This window comes from Cohnella baijiui, assembly GCF_020731285.1.
Classification (GTDB): Bacteria; Bacillota; Bacilli; order Paenibacillales; family Paenibacillaceae; genus Cohnella.
In genome coordinates, this window is sequence record NZ_JAJFOW010000068.1 from 1 (window position 1) to 15298 (window position 15298).

Below are 15298 nucleotides of genomic sequence, written 5' to 3' on the forward strand. Positions count from 1 at the left end.
ATTGGCGCTCGGCCGGCCTTTTCGTGGAATGTGCGTAGTCTGCATACGCACATTGAAGCTGGGCCGGCCTTTTCGTGGAATGTGCGTAGTCTGCATACGCACATTGGCCACTGCCCCTGAATCCGCCTGCTTCACGCCCATGAAGGAGTCCACGACTCCCTCTTTCGCCGAATTCGCCAACTTCGCGCGCACATGCAAGTGTTCAGAACTACCTCCTCCTCCAGCCCAAACCACCCGCTTCACGCCCAAGTAGGAGTCCAGGACTCCCTCTTTCACCTATTCCATCTGCTCCACGCTCAGCCCCCGCTCCCCTCTCGCCCGCAATCGCCGGCCGCCCCGATCTTGCGCCAAGTCCCGAGCGAGCGCCGCCGCAACAAAAAAAACATCCCCGCGAGGCCGAGGCCTTGCGGGGATGTTGCATGCCGTCCGTTCGGTCAGAGCAGACTCTTGACCGCGGCGTATACGTCGTCGGCATTCGCCGTCTCCGGAATGCCGGACGACTCGGGGATGATCTGCTGGCGCATGCGCCCCTTCTTGTCGACGAGGACGATCAGGTTCGCGTGGGAAAAGAACCCGTCATCCCCCTTGACCGCCAGCAGTCCGTATTTCTTGGCGAGGTCGGCCGTCTCGGCCTCGTCGCCGCGCAGGAACTTCCATCCGTTGTAGTCCGCGTTGAACTTGTCGCCGAACTTGCGGAGCACCTCCGGCGTATCGCGTTCCGGGTCGATCGTGACGGACACGATGTCGACGTCGCTGCCGAATTGACTATCCGCTTTCAGCTTCTCCTGCACCTGCGACAGCATAAACGTCGTCGGCGGGCAGACGTCCGGACAATTCGTATAGAAGAAATAGACCAGGCGGACTTTGCCGTTCAGCGTGCTCATTTGGAGGGAGTTGCCGTCGATATCCTGGTACGTAAAGTCCGGCGCCGCGCCGAGATCCGGCAGCTTGCTGCCGGAATTCTGGCTCCAGAGCAGGTAGCCCCCAAGCGCTAGGCAAAGGAGGAGCACCGCGATCGGAAATCCGTACCTCCGCGCGAAAGGCTTCGCCGCCGGTGCAGCGGCCGTTTCCGGCGAAGGCGTCGTTGTCTGATTGTCTTGGTCCATCGTTCATTACACTCCGTTCGTATCGAGGATCATCACGAGGAACATTACCATCAAGTAGTTGACGGAGAACAGGAAGTCCATCTTCGCCCACTTGTCGGTATCTTTGGCGCGCAGGCCGGAGATGGCGTGCAAGAGCCAAGCGCCCACGATGACGACCGACAGAACGAGGTAAAAAATGCCCACGTAATCGTACGTATACAGCAGAATGGAAGCGACGAGCAGCAGCGCGATATAAGGAATCATTTGCCATTTCGTGCGCAGGATGCCCTTCACGACCGGCAGTACGGGGAATCCCGCGGCGCGGTATTCCTCGACCCGGCGGATCGTCAGCGACCAGAAGTGCGGCGGCTGCCACAGGAACAGGAGCGCGAACAAAATCCAGGCACCCGCGTCGACTTCGTTCGTCACCGCGCAGTAGCCGATAACGGGAGGCATCGCGCCGGAGATGCCGCCGACCGACGTACTCCAGGTGGAGCTGCGCTTCAGCCAGATCGTATAGACGACGCCGTAGACGAACATGCCGAGCAATCCGAGCCAAAAACTGAGCGGATTGACCAGCACGTACAGGATGCCCAGCCCCAAAACGCCGAGTACGATCGAATAACCGAGCACGAAAGAGGGCTTGAGCCGGCCTTGCGGCAGGGCGCGGTCTTGGGTGCGCGCCATCTTGGTGTCGAAATCGCGGTCCCAATAATTGTTGAACACGCAGGCGGCCGCCATCGTGAGCGTCGTTCCGAGGAGCATCCACGCCAGGAGCCACCAGTCGATATGCCAATGGGAAGCGACCCAGAACCCGCCGAAAGCCGCGATAAGGTTCAGGCGAATGATGCGCGGCTTCGTCAAGGCCACAAGATCTTTAAACACGGTGATCCTCCTTCAAACCTAAAAAGCCGTTGCCGGCTGAATCGATTGTCTGATATGGGTCTGGTCTAAATGATACCCTAAACCTTCAGAGCTTGACAATGTTCGCCCGGGGGTGTTCATCAAATCGCCACCGTCCTGTGAACAATACGTTAACCGACGAGAACGGCGCTTCTGCAGTCACACAATCCGGGCGCGGGCAATACACTGTATTGCGACAAACGCCCAGCACGGGCGCCGAACGTCCGGGCTGATCGGCGTGGGATCCACGAACCGACGGGAAGGAAGGCTGTCCGCCATGGCCGTAATCAAAACGAACAGCTCAGACGTCAGGCTGCTCGCCCGCCTGCTTCGCGCCGAAGCGGAAGGCGAAGGCGCTCAGGGCATGCTGATGGTCGGCAACGTAGGCGTCAACCGGATTTTGTCCAACTGTCTCGATTTTAAAAATATCCGCTCGATGGACGACATGGTATATCAGTCTCCCGGCGGCTATGAATCGATACAGAAGCCGTACTTCTATCAAAGGGCGCGCGAATCGGAGATCGCGCTGGCCCGCCGGGTGATCAACGGCGAGCGGACGTGGCCCGCCACCAACGCGCTATGGTTCTACCGCCCCACGGGCGACTGCCCCGCGACCTGGTGGGACCAAGCGAACTCCGGCCGCTTCAAGGCGCACTGCTTTTTCGTGCCGACCCAGCAGGACTGTCCCCGCGTGTATCAGTTTTAGGCGAAACGCCCAACCGAAGGAGGAGTAACGATGTACAAACAACAGCCCGTGAATTGGCCGGCCAACGCCCCGATGCCGACCACCTTGCCGGCGAGCAGCATGATTCCGTTCCAGACGACGCCGGCCGCCCCCGGCCAAGGCACCGTCATCATCCCGAACACCGGCGGCTCCATGGCGCCGCCCCCGGTGCCGAGTGGCGTGCCGATCAGCAATACGGGCGCGACGTTCGTTCCGGTCGTCCCTCGGGAAGAGTCCTATGTAGAAAACATCCTGCGGATGAACCTCGGCAAAGTAGCGACGATCTACATGACGTACGAAAACAACAGCGAGTGGAACGCGAAAATTTTCAAGGGTGTTCTCGAAGCGGCCGGCCGCGACCACATCATCATCAGCGATCCGACGACGGGCAGACGCTACCTGCTGCTTACGCTGAACCTCGACTACATTACCTTCGACGAGCCGATCAACTACAATCTTCCGTTCGGCTCGGGCACGAATCCGGCTCTCCGGTTCCGCTAATCGTTCGCCGGGTGAAGGGATACCGGGCGGAACGTCCAGATGCGCAGCCCCTGCGCCCCTCCCTTCACCCAGCGCTCCATCTCTCCCCATCCGGAACGCCCTTCGCGGCGTTCTTTTTCGATGCGTCGCGCCTCGGCTTCGTCCGCCGGATGCCGAAGCTCGACGAACACGCCGGGCTGGCCTACGTTTTCGGCAAGCTCCGCTCCTTCCCACCGGTCCGGGTTCTCCGCGACCCAGCGGAGGTACGCCTCGCGTTCCGAATCCGGCACGACATATTCGCAGAACAAGATCAACGTCTTCCGTCTCCCTTCATATTTCAAGCTTCCCCTGCCCATACTGTACCCGATGCACTGCGCATTTACAGATGAAAGGGGAAGTTCGCATGGATTCAGGTACGCACCTCGTCTTCGGGCTCGGCTTGGGCGGGTTGGCGCTGGCGGACCCGGTCATCGCGTCCCATGCCTACGGTCCGGTCGCCGCGCTCATTGGCACGATCGTCGGCTCGCAAGCGCCCGATCTCGACGGACTGCTTCGATTCAAGAGCAATGCCGATTATATCAAAAATCACCGCGGCTTGTCCCATTCTTTTCCGGCAGTCCTCGGCTGGACCGCGCTGATCACCCTGGTTCTGTCGCTGATCTTCCGGACGGTTCCCTGGTGGCATATCGGCTTATGGGTGTTCGTCGCCGTCGTCGTGCACGTGCTCACCGATCTGTTCAACTCTTACGGCACGCAAGCCTACCGGCCCGTCACCAGCCGCTGGATCGCCTGGAACATCATCCACATTTTCGATCCGATCATCTTCGGAGCGCACGTGGCCGCCATTCTCGTCTGGATTACCGGGTGGGCCGAGCCCAGAGTCGTCTTCCCCGTGCTGTACGCGCTGCTTGCCGTTTACTACGTATGGCGAACGTTCGTGCACCGGAATTTGTCCAAGAAGCTCCCCTGGGCGGACGAGTCTCGCCGGCCCGGAGACAAATATACGCTGCTGCCGACGCTGTCGCTCCACCGGTGGAAGGTGGTGCGCGAATCGACCGACTGCCAGTTCGGCATCGGCGAGTGGGACAACGGCAAGCTCCGCTGGATCGACGTCACCTCCTGCGATCAGCATCCGGCGATCGACGCCTCGAAAAACAACAAGGACGTCCAGGCATTTCTGAACGTCACGCCTTTTCCCTGCGGCCACGTCAAGGCGCAGCCTTGGGGCTACGAGGTGCGCTGGATCGACATCCGCTACCGCCACCGCCGTCAGTATCCGTTCGTCGCCGTCGTCATGATGGATACGAACTACAAAACGCTTCAATCTTATGTAGGCTGGCTGAGCGACGAGCGGCTCGAAAAGCGGCTGCGGATGAACACGTACTGAGGCTTTGCCGCGCCGGCCGTTCCCTTGACGGGAACGGCTTTTTAGGCGCACAATAGTAAAAGCCCGAGGCTGCCCTCGGGCTTTCGGTGCGCGTAACCGTTTAGGTTAGCGGCTGCCACCGGAAATTTGTTGCTCTGCCATTTGGACCAGCTTCTTGGTGATGTAACCGCCAAGGGAGCCAGCATCGCGGGAAGTTACGTTGCCGTAGTAGCCGTCAGCCGGGATTTGCACGCCCAGGGATTGAGCGGCTTCCGTCTTCATGCTTTGCAGTGCAGCTCTTGCTTGCGGTACTACGAGTTGGTTGTTGCTAGCCATGCTTAATTGCTCCTTTCGCCCTGCTTGATTTTTTGGTTTTGCAAGCTTGCGTTGTTAGTATGCTATGGGCGAAAGAAAATATGCTTAAAGGAGAGAACGAATTTGAACAAACCTCTGGGACTGCTGTTCGCCGTCGTCTCGATGCTGCTCCTGCTTGCATGCGCGATCTCCATCGACTACAATGGCTGGCTTGCTGCCGGCTTCGGCCTCGTCGCGCTCGTCTTCATCGGCTTCGGCTTCTCCCTGAAGGCGCGAATGGCGCGGTCGGGGAGCTGAAGCTTCCGACTATATGGAAAAAGGGGATCGCCGGCGGCGATCCCCTTGCTCCTGTTAGCGGCGCGGCAGCAGGAAGCCCATCGCTTCCTTCGCTTTGCGAAGCGTCCGCTCCGCCACCTCGTTCGCCCGTTCGGCGCCATCGCGCAAAATGTCGTGGATCGCGCCGGACGCGCGAATGTCCGTATATTTGCGCTGCAGCGGCTCGAGGACTTCGACGACCCGTTCCGCAAGGTCCTTCTTAAACGCGCCGTAGCCTTGGCCTTCGTAACGGGCCTGAACGTCGGCGATGGACTCGCCCGAACAATTGGCGTAGATGCTCATCAAATTGCTGATTTCCGGTTTTTCCTTCGGATCGAATACGATTTCCCGGCCCAGGTCCGTCTTGGCCCGGGAAATTTTTTTGCGGATTTCGTCGGGCGTGTCCAACAGCGCGATGTAGCTGCCCGCGTTCGGATTGCTTTTGCTCATCTTTTTGGAGGCGTCGTCGAGCGACATGATCCGGGCCCCGACCTTCGGAATGAACGGCTCGGGCACGACCAGCGTCTCGCCGAACCGATGGTTGAAGCGGCCGGCCAAATCGCGCGTCAGCTCGAGATGCTGTTTCTGGTCGTCTCCGACGGGTACGAGATCCGCATTGTACAGCAGGATGTCGGCTGCCATCAGCGACGGGTACACGAACAGGCCCGCGCCGACGGCGTCCTTGCCTTCGGACTTGTCCTTGAACTGCGTCATCCGCTCCAGCTCGCCCATGTAGGAGAGCGTCGTCATCATCCAGCCGAGCTCGGCGTGGGCGGGGACATGCGACTGTACGAAGACGGCCGCCTTCTTCGGATCGACGCCGGCAGCGACGAACAGGGCGGCGACCGCTTCGGTCTGCTCGCGAAGCGCCGCCGGCTCCTGGGCGACGGTGATCGCGTGCAGATCGACGATCATGTAGAAGCATTCCGCTTCGTCCTGGAGGGCGACGTAGTTTTTCATTGCTCCAATGTAGTTGCCGAGCGTCAGCTTGCCGCTCGGTTGAATGCCGGAGAGCACGCGTTTACGGGTTGTGTTCATCAATAGGACCTCCGATTGTCGGGTTGTGGGACGGATTGTGAGGCTCGGACTTTCTGCAAACCAAGTAAAACCGGCTCCGCCGTCTTCAAGGAAGATGGCGGCACGTTTGTATCGGAGATCATACAGAAATGGATAGGGCTAACCATTCTGAATGACGCAAAAAAGACCTCTTCGCCGCAAGGGACGAAGAGGTCGTGGTGCCACCCTAATTCGCTCTGGAACCGCCGCCGAAAAAGCGCCTGAACGGTCCGAAAGCCTTGTCGTTCCGATAACGGGGAACGTCCGGATTGCATGGGAGAACGGACGCAAGTCCGCTTCGTTGCGCGCTCGGCTCCGAGATCCATTCCGCTACGGAGAAGCGCCGGTTCGCAGCGTCCACCGGCTCTCTGACAGCTCCCTGCCGAGCGTACTCGTTCTCTTCATCGCCTCGTTCGATATGTCCCCATTATACTCCACGAAGAGGGGATGTCAACCGGACTGTGGCGGCCGCGTTTCCGATACGGGTACGGAGAACGGGCGGGACGTTCTGTCCGCCCCCGGGTCAAGCATACGCTGGTAACAGATCTCCCGGAAGGACGTGAATGACCCCATGCCCGTTGCTTGGATGCGCATTTCCACCGGAGCCGCCGGCGCCGGATGCTTGTTCATGATGTGGAAGCTCAATGCCGATTGGCCGCTGTCGTTCGTCGCGGTGTTCTTCGAGATCGTGTTCGACGCGCTCCCGTTTTTGCTGCTCGGCGCATTCGTATCGGCGCTGCTCGAAACGTTCGTATCGGACCGCTACGTGCAGATGCTCGCTCCCAAAAACCGCCTGGGCGGCGTCTTGTTCGGCAGCTTGTTGGGGCTTGCGCTGCCGCTTTGCGAATGCGGGATGATTCCCGTGGCTCGGCGGCTCATCCGCAAAGGCCTGCCCGCTTATATCGGACTGGCCTATATCGTCGCCGGACCGATCGTCAACCCGATCGTCTTCGGCTCGACGCTTGTCGCTTTCCGCGCGAATCCCGGCATCGCCTACGCGCGGATGCTGCTGGCGCTCGCCGTTGCGCTGGCGGCCGGCCTTGTTCTCGCCTTGTTTCTCCGGCGAAGCCCCCTTCGGGAACCGGATGGCGAGACACATGGCCATCTCGATCACGGGCATCATGACCACGGCCGCCCCCACCATCATCATGACCACGGCCATCATCATCATCATGACCATCACAATCACGATCATGCCCATAGCCACGGTCACGGACGCGGGCTAAAAGGACGCTTGGCCGCCATCTTCTCGCACACCGCCGAGGACATGCAGGATATGGGCAAATACCTGCTGCTCGGGGCCGCGCTGACCGGCGCCATCCAGTCCATCCTTCGGCCCGAGACGCTGACGGCGGCAGCCGGTCACAATGTTTGGTCCCACGTGTTCCTAATGGGCTTTGCCTACTTCCTCTCGCTTTGCTCCACCTCGGACGCGTTCATCGCCGCTTCGCTCGGCTCGATTTTCCATCCCGGCGCGCTGCTCGCTTTTCTTGTCTTCGGTCCGATGCTCGATCTGAAGACGACGCTCATGATGCTGTCGACGTTCCGCCGCAGCTTCGTCTGGAAATTCGCGGCTTTGCTGGCGGTATTAGTGCTGGCGGGCTCGATCGCGATCGAAAAGAGCGGATGGCTCTGACGCTTTGGTCGCAGCGGAGCCCATATATTCCCACCTGGATCGGTTTCCGCGAATGCATAGCGATGGCTTTCCCGTCCATACTAATCTTCAAAGGAGGTGAGTTTCAATGGCAGCATCCAACAACAGCGGCAGCAACCAATTGCTTGTGCCGCAAGCAAACCAAGCGCTGGACCAACTGAAATACGAAGTGGCTCAGCAACTGGGCATCCAGTTCTCGCAAGACGGATATCATGGCCATTTGTTGACCCGCGAAGCCGGTACGATCGGGGGCAATATCACCCGTCATCTGGTCCAAATCGCCGAGCAACAACTCGCCGGTCAAGCGCGCTAATTTCCCGCAACGCGGGAATAAGCGGCTGCGACACCGGGAGGGCAACGCCTCTCCCGGCCCCGAGCGAAACGACAAGGGCTGTCCCCCGGCAGACGATCTGCCGGCAGGACAGCCCTTTTCCCGCGCGCTGGCGGCGCTATTCGTTCGATATGTCGCGCCGATCCCGCCGTTTAGCGTTCAGCCGAAACAGGACGTTGGCCATGTTGTAATTCGATTCAAAGGTGACGCTGAGGTACAGCTTGCCCTGACGGAGCACAAAATCGTATGTAATTTCTCCGTGCGTCCAGCTTCGCTTGCGCGCCATCGCGTCAACCGCCATTTGGCGCAGCGTCTTGACCTGGTCGGCCGTCAGACCGCCGCCGGCGCTGTCGGCCGTGGCTTTCTTCTCGGCGATATCAACCGGCAGATGGCGGATGCCGAACTTGCCGATCGTGTCGTTGCGTACCTGCAGTACGATGGTGCCAGCGGACAGGCCCTTCAACTCTTCCTCCATCTGCTGCATCGCCAGATCGACTTGTCTGGCCAACGGCACATCCATCTCCATCGACACCATTCTCCTCCTTTAGATATAAAAGTCCATTTTTCTAGGTATTCCCTCTTATGACTTCAGACTCATTATATGAGAATTATTAGAATCTTTCAATATCTTTGTCTAAATTTGTAAGCGAAACCAAACAGCCGTCTCTCCGGAATTCCGGATGGGACGGCTGTGAATGGGCATGCGACGGCATGTGCCGCCGATTTTAGCGGACGAGGGCGGCGAACGCCTCGACGTCCGCCGTCGCGCGGGCGACGGCGGCGCGCCAGAAGTCCGGCTTGTCGAGCGCGATGCCGAGATGGCGGGACCCCAGCTCCTCGACGGTCATCAGCCCGGTATCGCGCAGCAGGCTGTCGTACTTGGCGGCGAAGCCTTTGCCTTCGGCTTCGGCAACGGAAACAAGTCCGGTGCTGAACAGATAGCCGAACGTATACGGGAAATTATAAAACGGTACGTCGGTGATGTAGAAGTGAAGCTTGGACGCCCAGAAATGCGGGTGCCAGGTCGACAGCGCGCCGCCGTATGCTTCCCGCTGTGCATCGAGCATCAGCTCGCTCAGCTGCGCCGCGTCCACCATGCCGGATTTGCGGGCGTCGTAGAAGCGCGTCTCGAACAGGAACCGGGCGCGGATGTTCAAGAAGAAGGCGACCGCCCTTTGCAGTCGCTCGTCGAGGAGCGCGAGCCGCACTTCGTCGCTGTCGGCGCGGGCGAGCAGCGCGTCGCTGACGAGCGCCTCGGCGAACGTCGAAGCGGTCTCCGCCACGTTCATCGCGTACTCCTGTCCGAACATTGGCAAATCGGTCACGAGCGCGTCGTGATAGGCATGGCCCAGCTCGTGGGCGAGCGTCGAAACGTTGCCCGGGGTGCCCGAATAGGTCATGAAGATGCGCGTCTGATGGCTGCGCGGAAAGCTCGTGCAAAATCCGCCGGGGCGCTTGCCGGCGCGATCTTCGGCTTCGATCCAACGACCCTCGAACGCGCGTCCCGCCAATGCCGCCATCGCCGGCGAGAACTGCTCGAACGCCTCGGTGATCAACGCCGCCGCCTCGTCGAACGGAATCGTCTTGCCCTGTGCGCCGACCGGCGCATCTACGTCGTGCCATGCCGGGGCTTCCTTGCCCAGCAGCTTGGCCTTCAGGCTCAGATAACGCTTCAACGGCTCGATGCTTTCCGCAACGGCTCCCCACATCGCATCCAGCGTATCGCGGGTCATCCGGTTGATTTGCAGCGGCTCCTTCAGCACGTCGTTCCAGCCGCGGGCCCCGTACAGCTTCAGGCGGAAGCCGCCGAGTCGGTTCAGCGTATCCGCTGCCAGATCGGCCTGCTCGGTCCATGCAGACTCCCACTTGGCCGCCATGGCGTCGCGCACCGCCTGAACGGGGTGCTCGAGCTTGTTAAACGCCTGACCGGCGGACAGCGTCTGCGAACTGCCCTCTTCGTCCCACGGGATCGCGATGCGGCCGACGATCGTCTGGTAGTGCTCACCCCACCCGTGATAGCCGTCGACGGCAAGATCACCGGCGAGCGCTTCGAGGGCAGGCGGCAGCTTCTCCTTCACGGTCTGGCGGCGTTCCTCCAGGACGAAGGCAATCGGCGCGATCGCGGGCTTCGACGTCCAAGCGGACCATGCGTCTTCATTCAGACGCGCGATGGCAGCGTCAAACAGATCGAGCGCTTGACGGTAGCGGGCCGACAACGTCTGCATCCGCTCCGTCAGGGCGACCGCGGCGCGGTCGTCCATCTTTTGCGCGCCGAGGCAGCCGACGAAGGAGTTCCCCTCCACCAGCCGCGAGAGCGCGTCCTGCAGCTGATCGGTCCAGCTGTTCAGCGCCCCTTCGCCGGGCGCTTCGTCGCCAAGCGCCTTCAGCGAGGCGAGCAGATCGCCGACGAGCGATTCCGTCTCCTCGACGAAAGACGCAAAAGCCGGCGATGCGGAGCCGCCGGCAAAAAACGTATCCAAGTCCCAAACTTGCGAATACCCTTGACTCATTATGCAATCCTCATCCTTTCGTGCGCCCGTTCTCCATTCGTACCGATGGTTCCGCGCGGCGTTGCGCCCGCGGCGCAACTATTGTATCGTAAGATGAGTTCGGCGAATGGAGGTGCATGGGCTTTGATCCCGTTTCGCAACAGTCTGCCCTACGACATCCAAATGAACGAAGTGTATGCTTCGGCCTGTCCCTTCTGCGGGGAGGCTCACGTCCGTCTGCCGCTGAAGCCGGCGGAAGTCCGCGATCTGCGGGGCGGCTTGATGAAGCGGCTCATCGTCTTCCCCTGCTGCAGAACCAGATTGCAGCTCGTGGACGCGGACGACGACTACCTGCTCGCGGACCGCGCGCTGCGTCCCGACTGACGGCAGTTAGGCCCCGTTTTGCCGCATTTCCTCGGGCAGCTCGAGTCCGTTGCCGCTCATCTCTTCCCGCAGCGCTTGCCACTGCTCTCGGGCAGACCGGATCATGGAAGCATCTACTATATTTTTATCATGAATGACCCGCGAAAACCAGCGTACCGCCTCATGATAATGTCCGACCCTGCGATTCAGCTCCCCGATCAGGTACAACAGGCGGGCATTGTTCAGCATGTCCCGCTCGGTCTGATACACGCGTATGTAGGCGTCGAGAGCGAAGCCAAGAAAGCGCAGCTCCAGCTCCTTGTTGTCCTCGTACCGGTACAACCAGGCGATATGATGCAGCAGCCCGGCGACGACGCGGTCCTTTTCCCCGACCGTCTGGGCCGTCAGCAGGGCGAGCTTGTAGCAGGCCATCGCCTCGTCTTGCGTCCGCTCTCCCCCGTAGCTGCGAGGCTTCCATACTTTTCCGATCCGTTCGTAATAATCCTCCTTCTGCTTGTCAGTCAGGCGTTCGGCAAAGCTTTCCGTCGAGGCGAAGCCGCAGGACGGGCAGACGCGCACGACGTAAAAATCCGGGTTCACGCTTTTGTAATACGAGCAAAAGTCCGAATCGGACCGGATCGCCCGCTTCAGGCTCGGTCTGACGCGGGAAGTATGATAGCTTTGCTCGCAGCAGGCGCACACGACTTTCGATTGATACAGCGGCTCCAAAGCGATGACCTCCAACGGCCGGCCGCTCGCGGGCGCGGCTCTCGATTAGTCTTCGGTGTTGACGAAATGATGCGCCGGACCGGACAACCGTTCCAGGACGACGGCCTGCAGCTCTTCGGACAACGAGGTCTCGCTAAGCGCGCGGCGCATGCAGCCGAGCCAAGCCTCCGCCCGCTCCCTCGTAATCGGGAAAGGCAGATGCCGTCCCCGCATCATGGGGTGACCGTACGCGTCGGAATAGAGCGAAGGTCCTCCGAAAAATTGCGTCAAAAACAAATACTGCTTGTCCTTCACCGGATCGATGTCCGCCGGGAACAGCGGTCCGATTAGCGGGTCGGCTTGCACCTTCGGGTAGAATCGTTCTACGATCTCGCGCACGACGGGCGCGCCTCCGATCGCTTCGTAAAGGGTACTGTAGTTCATGCGTATGATCTCCCTCTGCGGATTTCCGGGACGTCCGTCGGGACTATTTTCCTTGATCCGCCTTCATTATAGCACAACCTTGCGACTTCAAGCCCAACAAACAGCAAAAATCGCCCATCGGATGGGCGATTCGGAAAGTGTGGATGGGTCAAACGGCTTGTCCTAGAGCTCTTCTTCGGGAACGACCAAGGACTCGCGAATGACATAGACGAAAGCGCACATGAGGAGTCCTGCGACGATACCAGCCATGCTCATCACCCCAGTCTCGAATTTCAACTTCCGGTAGTTCTATTGTATCACAGCAATGTTTCAACGGCATTACTTTTTTGAAAGCGATTACAATTTTTTTGAAGGCAGGCTGCGTGAATGCGGAGCAAGAAAATCAGGCTCGGCTCATATAGTGGACAAGAGGCCGGAATGGGACGGTAGGGAATAGGAGGATGGTCATATGTCGGTCCGTACGATCCCGGGGACGAGGAGCCCCCTTCGGCGGCTGCGTCAGCTCGCTCTGCTCGGGGCGGGATCGGGTGCGCTTTTGATCGGAGGGCTGGCGCTGGCGATGCCCGGCGTCGCGCTCGAGGCATCGCTGCAGGGGCTCTCCGTCTGGTGGGAGGTGCTCTTCCCCGCGCTCTTCCCGTTTTTCGTCCTGTCCGAGGTACTGCTCGGCTTCGGGATCGTCCACCTGGCGGGGACGCTGCTGGACCCGCTCATGCGGCCGCTGTTCCGTGTGCCCGGCGTCGGCGGCTTCGTCGTGGCGATGGGCTTCGCCTCGGGGTACCCGGTCGGAGCCAAGCTGACTTCCCGGCTCATGGAACAGCGGCTGCTCGACCGGGAGGAGGGCGAGCGCCTCGTCGCGATGACGACGTCCTCCGATCCGATCTTCCTGATCGGCGCGGTGAGCATCGGTTTCTTCGGTCGGATGGACATCGTGCCGGTGCTCGCCGCCGCTCACTATGGCGGCGCGATGCTGATCGGCCTCTTGATGCGCGGAGGCCGCAAACGCGGGGCGGCGGAGGGCGGCGCGCGGCCCCCGCGGAAGGTGCGCTACGGCCCCGCGGGCCGTATGAAGGCGGCGTTGGCCGCCATGCACCGCGCCCGGCTCACGGATGGACGCCCGTTCGGCGTCATGCTGCAGCAGGCGATCCAATCCTCGGTCGCGCTCATGATCGTCGTCGGCGGACTCGTCGTTTTCTTCTCGGCGGCGCTGCAGCTCCTCCTGCACAGCGGACTGCTCGTCGCGCTGCGGGAAGGCTTTGCTTGGCTGCTGCAGGCTTGCGGCTTATCCGGAAGCCTCTCCGGCGCCTTCGTTCAGGGCACCTTCGAGGTGACGCTGGGCGCTCGCGGGGCGGCGAACGGCGCGGCGGGGGCCGTCCTGCCGCCGCTCATCGACCGTGTAGCGGCCGCCGCCTTCGTCCTATCCTGGGCGGGACTGTCCGTGCATGCCCAGGTGGCGGGCCTCATGAGCCGTACGTCCTGGCGGTACGGCCCGTTCGTCCGCGCCCGCGCCCTGCACGCGGTCATCGCCTTTTTGCTCGTATACCTGCTCTGGCCGCTGCTTTTTCGCGGATCGCTCTGACGCCTCCCAGGATTGTGTTCGGGGCCGTTATTGTTTATCATCGTAATCAAACACGGTTCCGTTACGGAAGGAGCAATTCCATTGAAGTATGCCTTGCTCGACCGGGGAGACTCCCTGTCCCGCGAGTTGGCCGAGCAGTTCCACGCGCTGGCGCAGTACAAGGGACTGCGGGAAGACCCCGCCAGCCCGGACATCGTCGTCTCGATCGGCGGCGACGGCACGTTGCTTCAAGCGTTTCACCGGTTCATCGACCGCGTGCAGGACGTCGCGTTCGTCGGGGTCCACACCGGGCATCTCGGCTTCTACGCGGACTGGAAGAAAAAGGAGCTGGCGCAGCTTGTCGATCTGATGGCCACCACCGAACCCATCAAAGCCAGCTACCCGCTGCTTCGCATTCAGATCGTCACCGACGACGAGACGCGGTCGTTCCTCGCGTTGAACGAGTTTACGCTCAAGAGCATGGAAGGCACGCTCGTCGCTCAACTGAATATCAACGACGAACCGTTCGAAATGTTTCGCGGCGACGGCATCGTCGTTTCGACGCCTTCGGGCAGCACCGGCTACAACAAGAGCATCGGGGGAGCGATCGTCCATCCGTCTCTCGAAGCGCTCCAAATCGCCGAGATCGCTTCGATCAACAATCGCGTCTACCGGACGCTCGGATCGTCCGTCCTCCTGCCCAAGCATCACCACTGCGACATCGTGCCGGAGCCGGACGAGCCGCTCTCCGTCTGGATCGATCATTTGACGATGCAGCTGCAGGGCGTTCGATCCATCGTCTGCACGGTCGCCGACGACAAGGTCCACTTCGCCCGCTACCGATCGTTCCCGTTCTGGAATCGCGTCCGCGAGGCGTTCATCGGCACCAATTCGGACGAGCTGACGCCCAAGCGGCACAAATAACGCGACTCCCATTTCTTTATAGCAGCATGCATGACAAAGAGGCTGCGGCGCTGGGTCCCTCGACCCGGCCTGCAGCCTCTTTTGCCTTGCCTATGTCGACATAGCGCGCCGCGACCTGCCCCGCCGGCCGCTTGGCCTCAGGGCCGATCGCCGCCCGTCGTCTGTCCTTTGTCCGATCGCGGCTGCCCGCCTTCGGGGCGCTGCGGTCCGCCCTCGGGGCGCGGCCGGTTCGGCTTGCTGCCGTGGTGGCCGCGCCGCCGGTTCTTGCCCGGCCACTTGCCGCCGCCGCGAGATCCTTCGGGGCCGCCAGGTCCGCCGGCGCCGCCAGATCCGCCTGCGTGCGCGCCGTGCACTTGAGCGCGCTCTCCGCCGTCCCGGCGGGGCGGCCGCTGGTCGTGCTGCGGCTTGTGGCCGCCGGACGAGCGGCGTTCGTGGCCGCTGGAATAACCGCCGCTGCCGCCGCGACCGCCGCTCCCATGCGGCCGCCGGTCGCGACCGCCTTCGCCGCCCGAGGCGCGGCCTTGCCGGCCGCCGCCCTCGAACGCGCCTCCGCGGCCGTACATCTCCTCGCGCGCGGCGCTCGCCG

General features: G+C 61.4%; 20 protein-coding genes. 9 read left to right on the forward strand and 11 right to left on the reverse strand.

Annotated features, from left to right (window positions below):
- From LKX83_RS30845 to cyoE, 3 genes are all read right to left on the reverse strand, one after another.
- On the reverse strand, positions 1-198 hold a 198-nt coding region (locus LKX83_RS30845; protein WP_227886944.1), incomplete at its 3' end, for a hypothetical protein.
- Between the two features lie 236 nt (positions 199-434).
- Positions 435-1106, reverse strand: a complete 672-nt coding sequence (locus LKX83_RS30850) for an SCO family protein (RefSeq protein WP_227886945.1) — start codon at positions 1104-1106, stop codon at positions 435-437.
- A gap of 6 nt (positions 1107-1112) precedes the next feature.
- Positions 1113-1970, reverse strand: coding sequence for a heme o synthase (cyoE, locus tag LKX83_RS30855; protein WP_227886948.1), 858 nt, complete (start codon positions 1968-1970; stop codon positions 1113-1115).
- Positions 1971-2265: 295 nt separating this feature from the next.
- On the opposite strand from cyoE, the gene LKX83_RS30860 reads away from it, so the two are divergent.
- Positions 2266-2694 (forward strand): cell wall hydrolase, encoded by a 429-nt coding sequence (locus LKX83_RS30860; RefSeq protein ID WP_227886949.1) that lies wholly within the window; start codon positions 2266-2268, stop codon positions 2692-2694.
- 30 nt (positions 2695-2724) lie between these two features.
- Positions 2725-3213 carry a spore coat protein GerQ gene (gerQ, locus tag LKX83_RS30865; RefSeq protein ID WP_227886951.1) on the forward strand — a complete coding sequence of 163 codons (489 nt, stop codon included), beginning with the start codon at positions 2725-2727 and terminating at the stop codon, positions 3211-3213.
- Here gerQ and LKX83_RS30870 read toward each other — a convergent pair.
- Positions 3210-3506 (reverse strand): hypothetical protein, encoded by a 297-nt coding sequence (locus LKX83_RS30870; protein WP_227886954.1) that lies wholly within the window; start codon positions 3504-3506, stop codon positions 3210-3212. The two genes, gerQ and LKX83_RS30870, sit on opposite strands and share 4 nt — an antisense overlap.
- A gap of 89 nt (positions 3507-3595) precedes the next feature.
- Between LKX83_RS30870 and LKX83_RS30875 the strand changes: the two genes are divergently transcribed.
- Positions 3596-4579, forward strand: coding sequence for a metal-dependent hydrolase (locus tag LKX83_RS30875; protein WP_227886956.1), 984 nt, complete (start codon positions 3596-3598; stop codon positions 4577-4579).
- 105 nt (positions 4580-4684) lie between these two features.
- On the opposite strand, the gene LKX83_RS30880 is transcribed toward LKX83_RS30875, so the two are convergent.
- Positions 4685-4894: an alpha/beta-type small acid-soluble spore protein gene (locus LKX83_RS30880; RefSeq protein WP_227886958.1), complete on the reverse strand. Its 210-nt coding sequence runs from the start codon at positions 4892-4894 to the stop codon at positions 4685-4687.
- A 102-nt stretch (positions 4895-4996) separates the two neighbouring features.
- Between LKX83_RS30880 and LKX83_RS30885 the strand changes: the two genes are divergently transcribed.
- Entirely contained in the window at positions 4997-5170 is a 174-nt protein-coding gene (locus tag LKX83_RS30885; RefSeq protein WP_227886959.1) for a hypothetical protein, read from the forward strand.
- A 54-nt stretch (positions 5171-5224) separates the two neighbouring features.
- Here the strand turns inward: LKX83_RS30885 and trpS are convergent, their stop codons facing one another.
- Complete coding sequence (trpS, locus tag LKX83_RS30890) at positions 5225-6226, reverse strand: tryptophan--tRNA ligase (protein ID WP_227886960.1); 1002 nt, start codon at positions 6224-6226, stop codon at positions 5225-5227.
- Between the two features lie 589 nt (positions 6227-6815).
- On the opposite strand from trpS, the gene LKX83_RS30895 reads away from it, so the two are divergent.
- Together LKX83_RS30895 and LKX83_RS30900 are read left to right on the forward strand one after the other, a co-directional pair.
- Entirely contained in the window at positions 6816-7880 is a 1065-nt protein-coding gene (locus tag LKX83_RS30895; RefSeq protein ID WP_227886963.1) for a permease, read from the forward strand.
- 106 nt (positions 7881-7986) lie between these two features.
- On the forward strand, positions 7987-8211 hold the full coding sequence (locus tag LKX83_RS30900) for an alpha/beta-type small acid-soluble spore protein (RefSeq protein WP_227886966.1): 225 nt from the start codon (positions 7987-7989) through the stop codon (positions 8209-8211).
- Positions 8212-8347: 136 nt separating this feature from the next.
- On the opposite strand, the gene LKX83_RS30905 is transcribed toward LKX83_RS30900, so the two are convergent.
- Together LKX83_RS30905 and LKX83_RS30910 are read right to left on the reverse strand one after the other, a co-directional pair.
- Positions 8348-8755 carry an O-methyltransferase gene (locus LKX83_RS30905; RefSeq protein WP_227886968.1) on the reverse strand — a complete coding sequence of 136 codons (408 nt, stop codon included), beginning with the start codon at positions 8753-8755 and terminating at the stop codon, positions 8348-8350.
- Positions 8756-8954: 199 nt separating this feature from the next.
- On the reverse strand, positions 8955-10739 hold the full coding sequence (locus tag LKX83_RS30910) for a M3 family oligoendopeptidase (RefSeq protein WP_227886970.1): 1785 nt from the start codon (positions 10737-10739) through the stop codon (positions 8955-8957).
- Positions 10740-10862: 123 nt separating this feature from the next.
- Between LKX83_RS30910 and LKX83_RS30915 the strand changes: the two genes are divergently transcribed.
- A complete protein-coding gene (locus LKX83_RS30915; RefSeq protein ID WP_227886973.1) occupies positions 10863-11102 on the forward strand; it encodes a hypothetical protein in 240 nt (79 codons plus the stop codon).
- Between the two features lie 6 nt (positions 11103-11108).
- Here the strand turns inward: LKX83_RS30915 and LKX83_RS30920 are convergent, their stop codons facing one another.
- Entirely contained in the window at positions 11109-11816 is a 708-nt protein-coding gene (locus LKX83_RS30920) for a DUF2225 domain-containing protein (RefSeq protein ID WP_227886980.1), read from the reverse strand.
- 39 nt (positions 11817-11855) lie between these two features.
- Positions 11856-12233: a globin domain-containing protein gene (locus tag LKX83_RS30925; protein WP_227886975.1), complete on the reverse strand. Its 378-nt coding sequence runs from the start codon at positions 12231-12233 to the stop codon at positions 11856-11858.
- Between the two features lie 448 nt (positions 12234-12681).
- Between LKX83_RS30925 and LKX83_RS30930 the strand changes: the two genes are divergently transcribed.
- Together LKX83_RS30930 and LKX83_RS30935 are read left to right on the forward strand one after the other, a co-directional pair.
- Positions 12682-13809: a nucleoside recognition domain-containing protein gene (locus tag LKX83_RS30930; protein WP_370639161.1), complete on the forward strand. Its 1128-nt coding sequence runs from the start codon at positions 12682-12684 to the stop codon at positions 13807-13809.
- An 81-nt stretch (positions 13810-13890) separates the two neighbouring features.
- Positions 13891-14712 (forward strand): NAD kinase, encoded by an 822-nt coding sequence (locus tag LKX83_RS30935; protein ID WP_227886977.1) that lies wholly within the window; start codon positions 13891-13893, stop codon positions 14710-14712.
- Positions 14713-14849: 137 nt separating this feature from the next.
- Here LKX83_RS30935 and LKX83_RS30940 read toward each other — a convergent pair whose 3' ends face one another.
- Positions 14850-15275: a hypothetical protein gene (locus LKX83_RS30940; RefSeq protein ID WP_227886978.1), complete on the reverse strand. Its 426-nt coding sequence runs from the start codon at positions 15273-15275 to the stop codon at positions 14850-14852.
- Between the last annotated feature and the right edge of the window lie 23 nt (positions 15276-15298).

What these genes read in the sequence shown, in the direction of transcription:
- LKX83_RS30930 (WP_370639161.1), top strand. Translation starts at nt 12,682, where the DNA reads ATGTCGGTCCGTACGATCCCGGGGACGAGGAGCCCCCTTCGGCGGCTG.
- LKX83_RS30905 (WP_227886968.1), bottom strand. Translation starts at nt 8,755, where the DNA reads ATGGAGATGGATGTGCCGTTGGCCAGACAAGTCGATCTGGCGATGCAG.
- gerQ (WP_227886951.1), top strand. Translation starts at nt 2,725, where the DNA reads ATGTACAAACAACAGCCCGTGAATTGGCCGGCCAACGCCCCGATGCCG.
- LKX83_RS30925 (WP_227886975.1), bottom strand. Translation starts at nt 12,233, where the DNA reads ATGAACTACAGTACCCTTTACGAAGCGATCGGAGGCGCGCCCGTCGTG.
- LKX83_RS30910 (WP_227886970.1), bottom strand. Translation starts at nt 10,739, where the DNA reads ATGAGTCAAGGGTATTCGCAAGTTTGGGACTTGGATACGTTTTTTGCC.
- LKX83_RS30940 (WP_227886978.1), bottom strand. Translation starts at nt 15,275, where the DNA reads ATGTACGGCCGCGGAGGCGCGTTCGAGGGCGGCGGCCGGCAAGGCCGC.
- LKX83_RS30850 (WP_227886945.1), bottom strand. Translation starts at nt 1,106, where the DNA reads ATGGACCAAGACAATCAGACAACGACGCCTTCGCCGGAAACGGCCGCT.
- LKX83_RS30860 (WP_227886949.1), top strand. Translation starts at nt 2,266, where the DNA reads ATGGCCGTAATCAAAACGAACAGCTCAGACGTCAGGCTGCTCGCCCGC.
- trpS (WP_227886960.1), bottom strand. Translation starts at nt 6,226, where the DNA reads ATGAACACAACCCGTAAACGCGTGCTCTCCGGCATTCAACCGAGCGGC.
- LKX83_RS30880 (WP_227886958.1), bottom strand. Translation starts at nt 4,894, where the DNA reads ATGGCTAGCAACAACCAACTCGTAGTACCGCAAGCAAGAGCTGCACTG.
- LKX83_RS30895 (WP_227886963.1), top strand. Translation starts at nt 6,816, where the DNA reads ATGCCCGTTGCTTGGATGCGCATTTCCACCGGAGCCGCCGGCGCCGGA.
- LKX83_RS30900 (WP_227886966.1), top strand. Translation starts at nt 7,987, where the DNA reads ATGGCAGCATCCAACAACAGCGGCAGCAACCAATTGCTTGTGCCGCAA.
- LKX83_RS30875 (WP_227886956.1), top strand. Translation starts at nt 3,596, where the DNA reads ATGGATTCAGGTACGCACCTCGTCTTCGGGCTCGGCTTGGGCGGGTTG.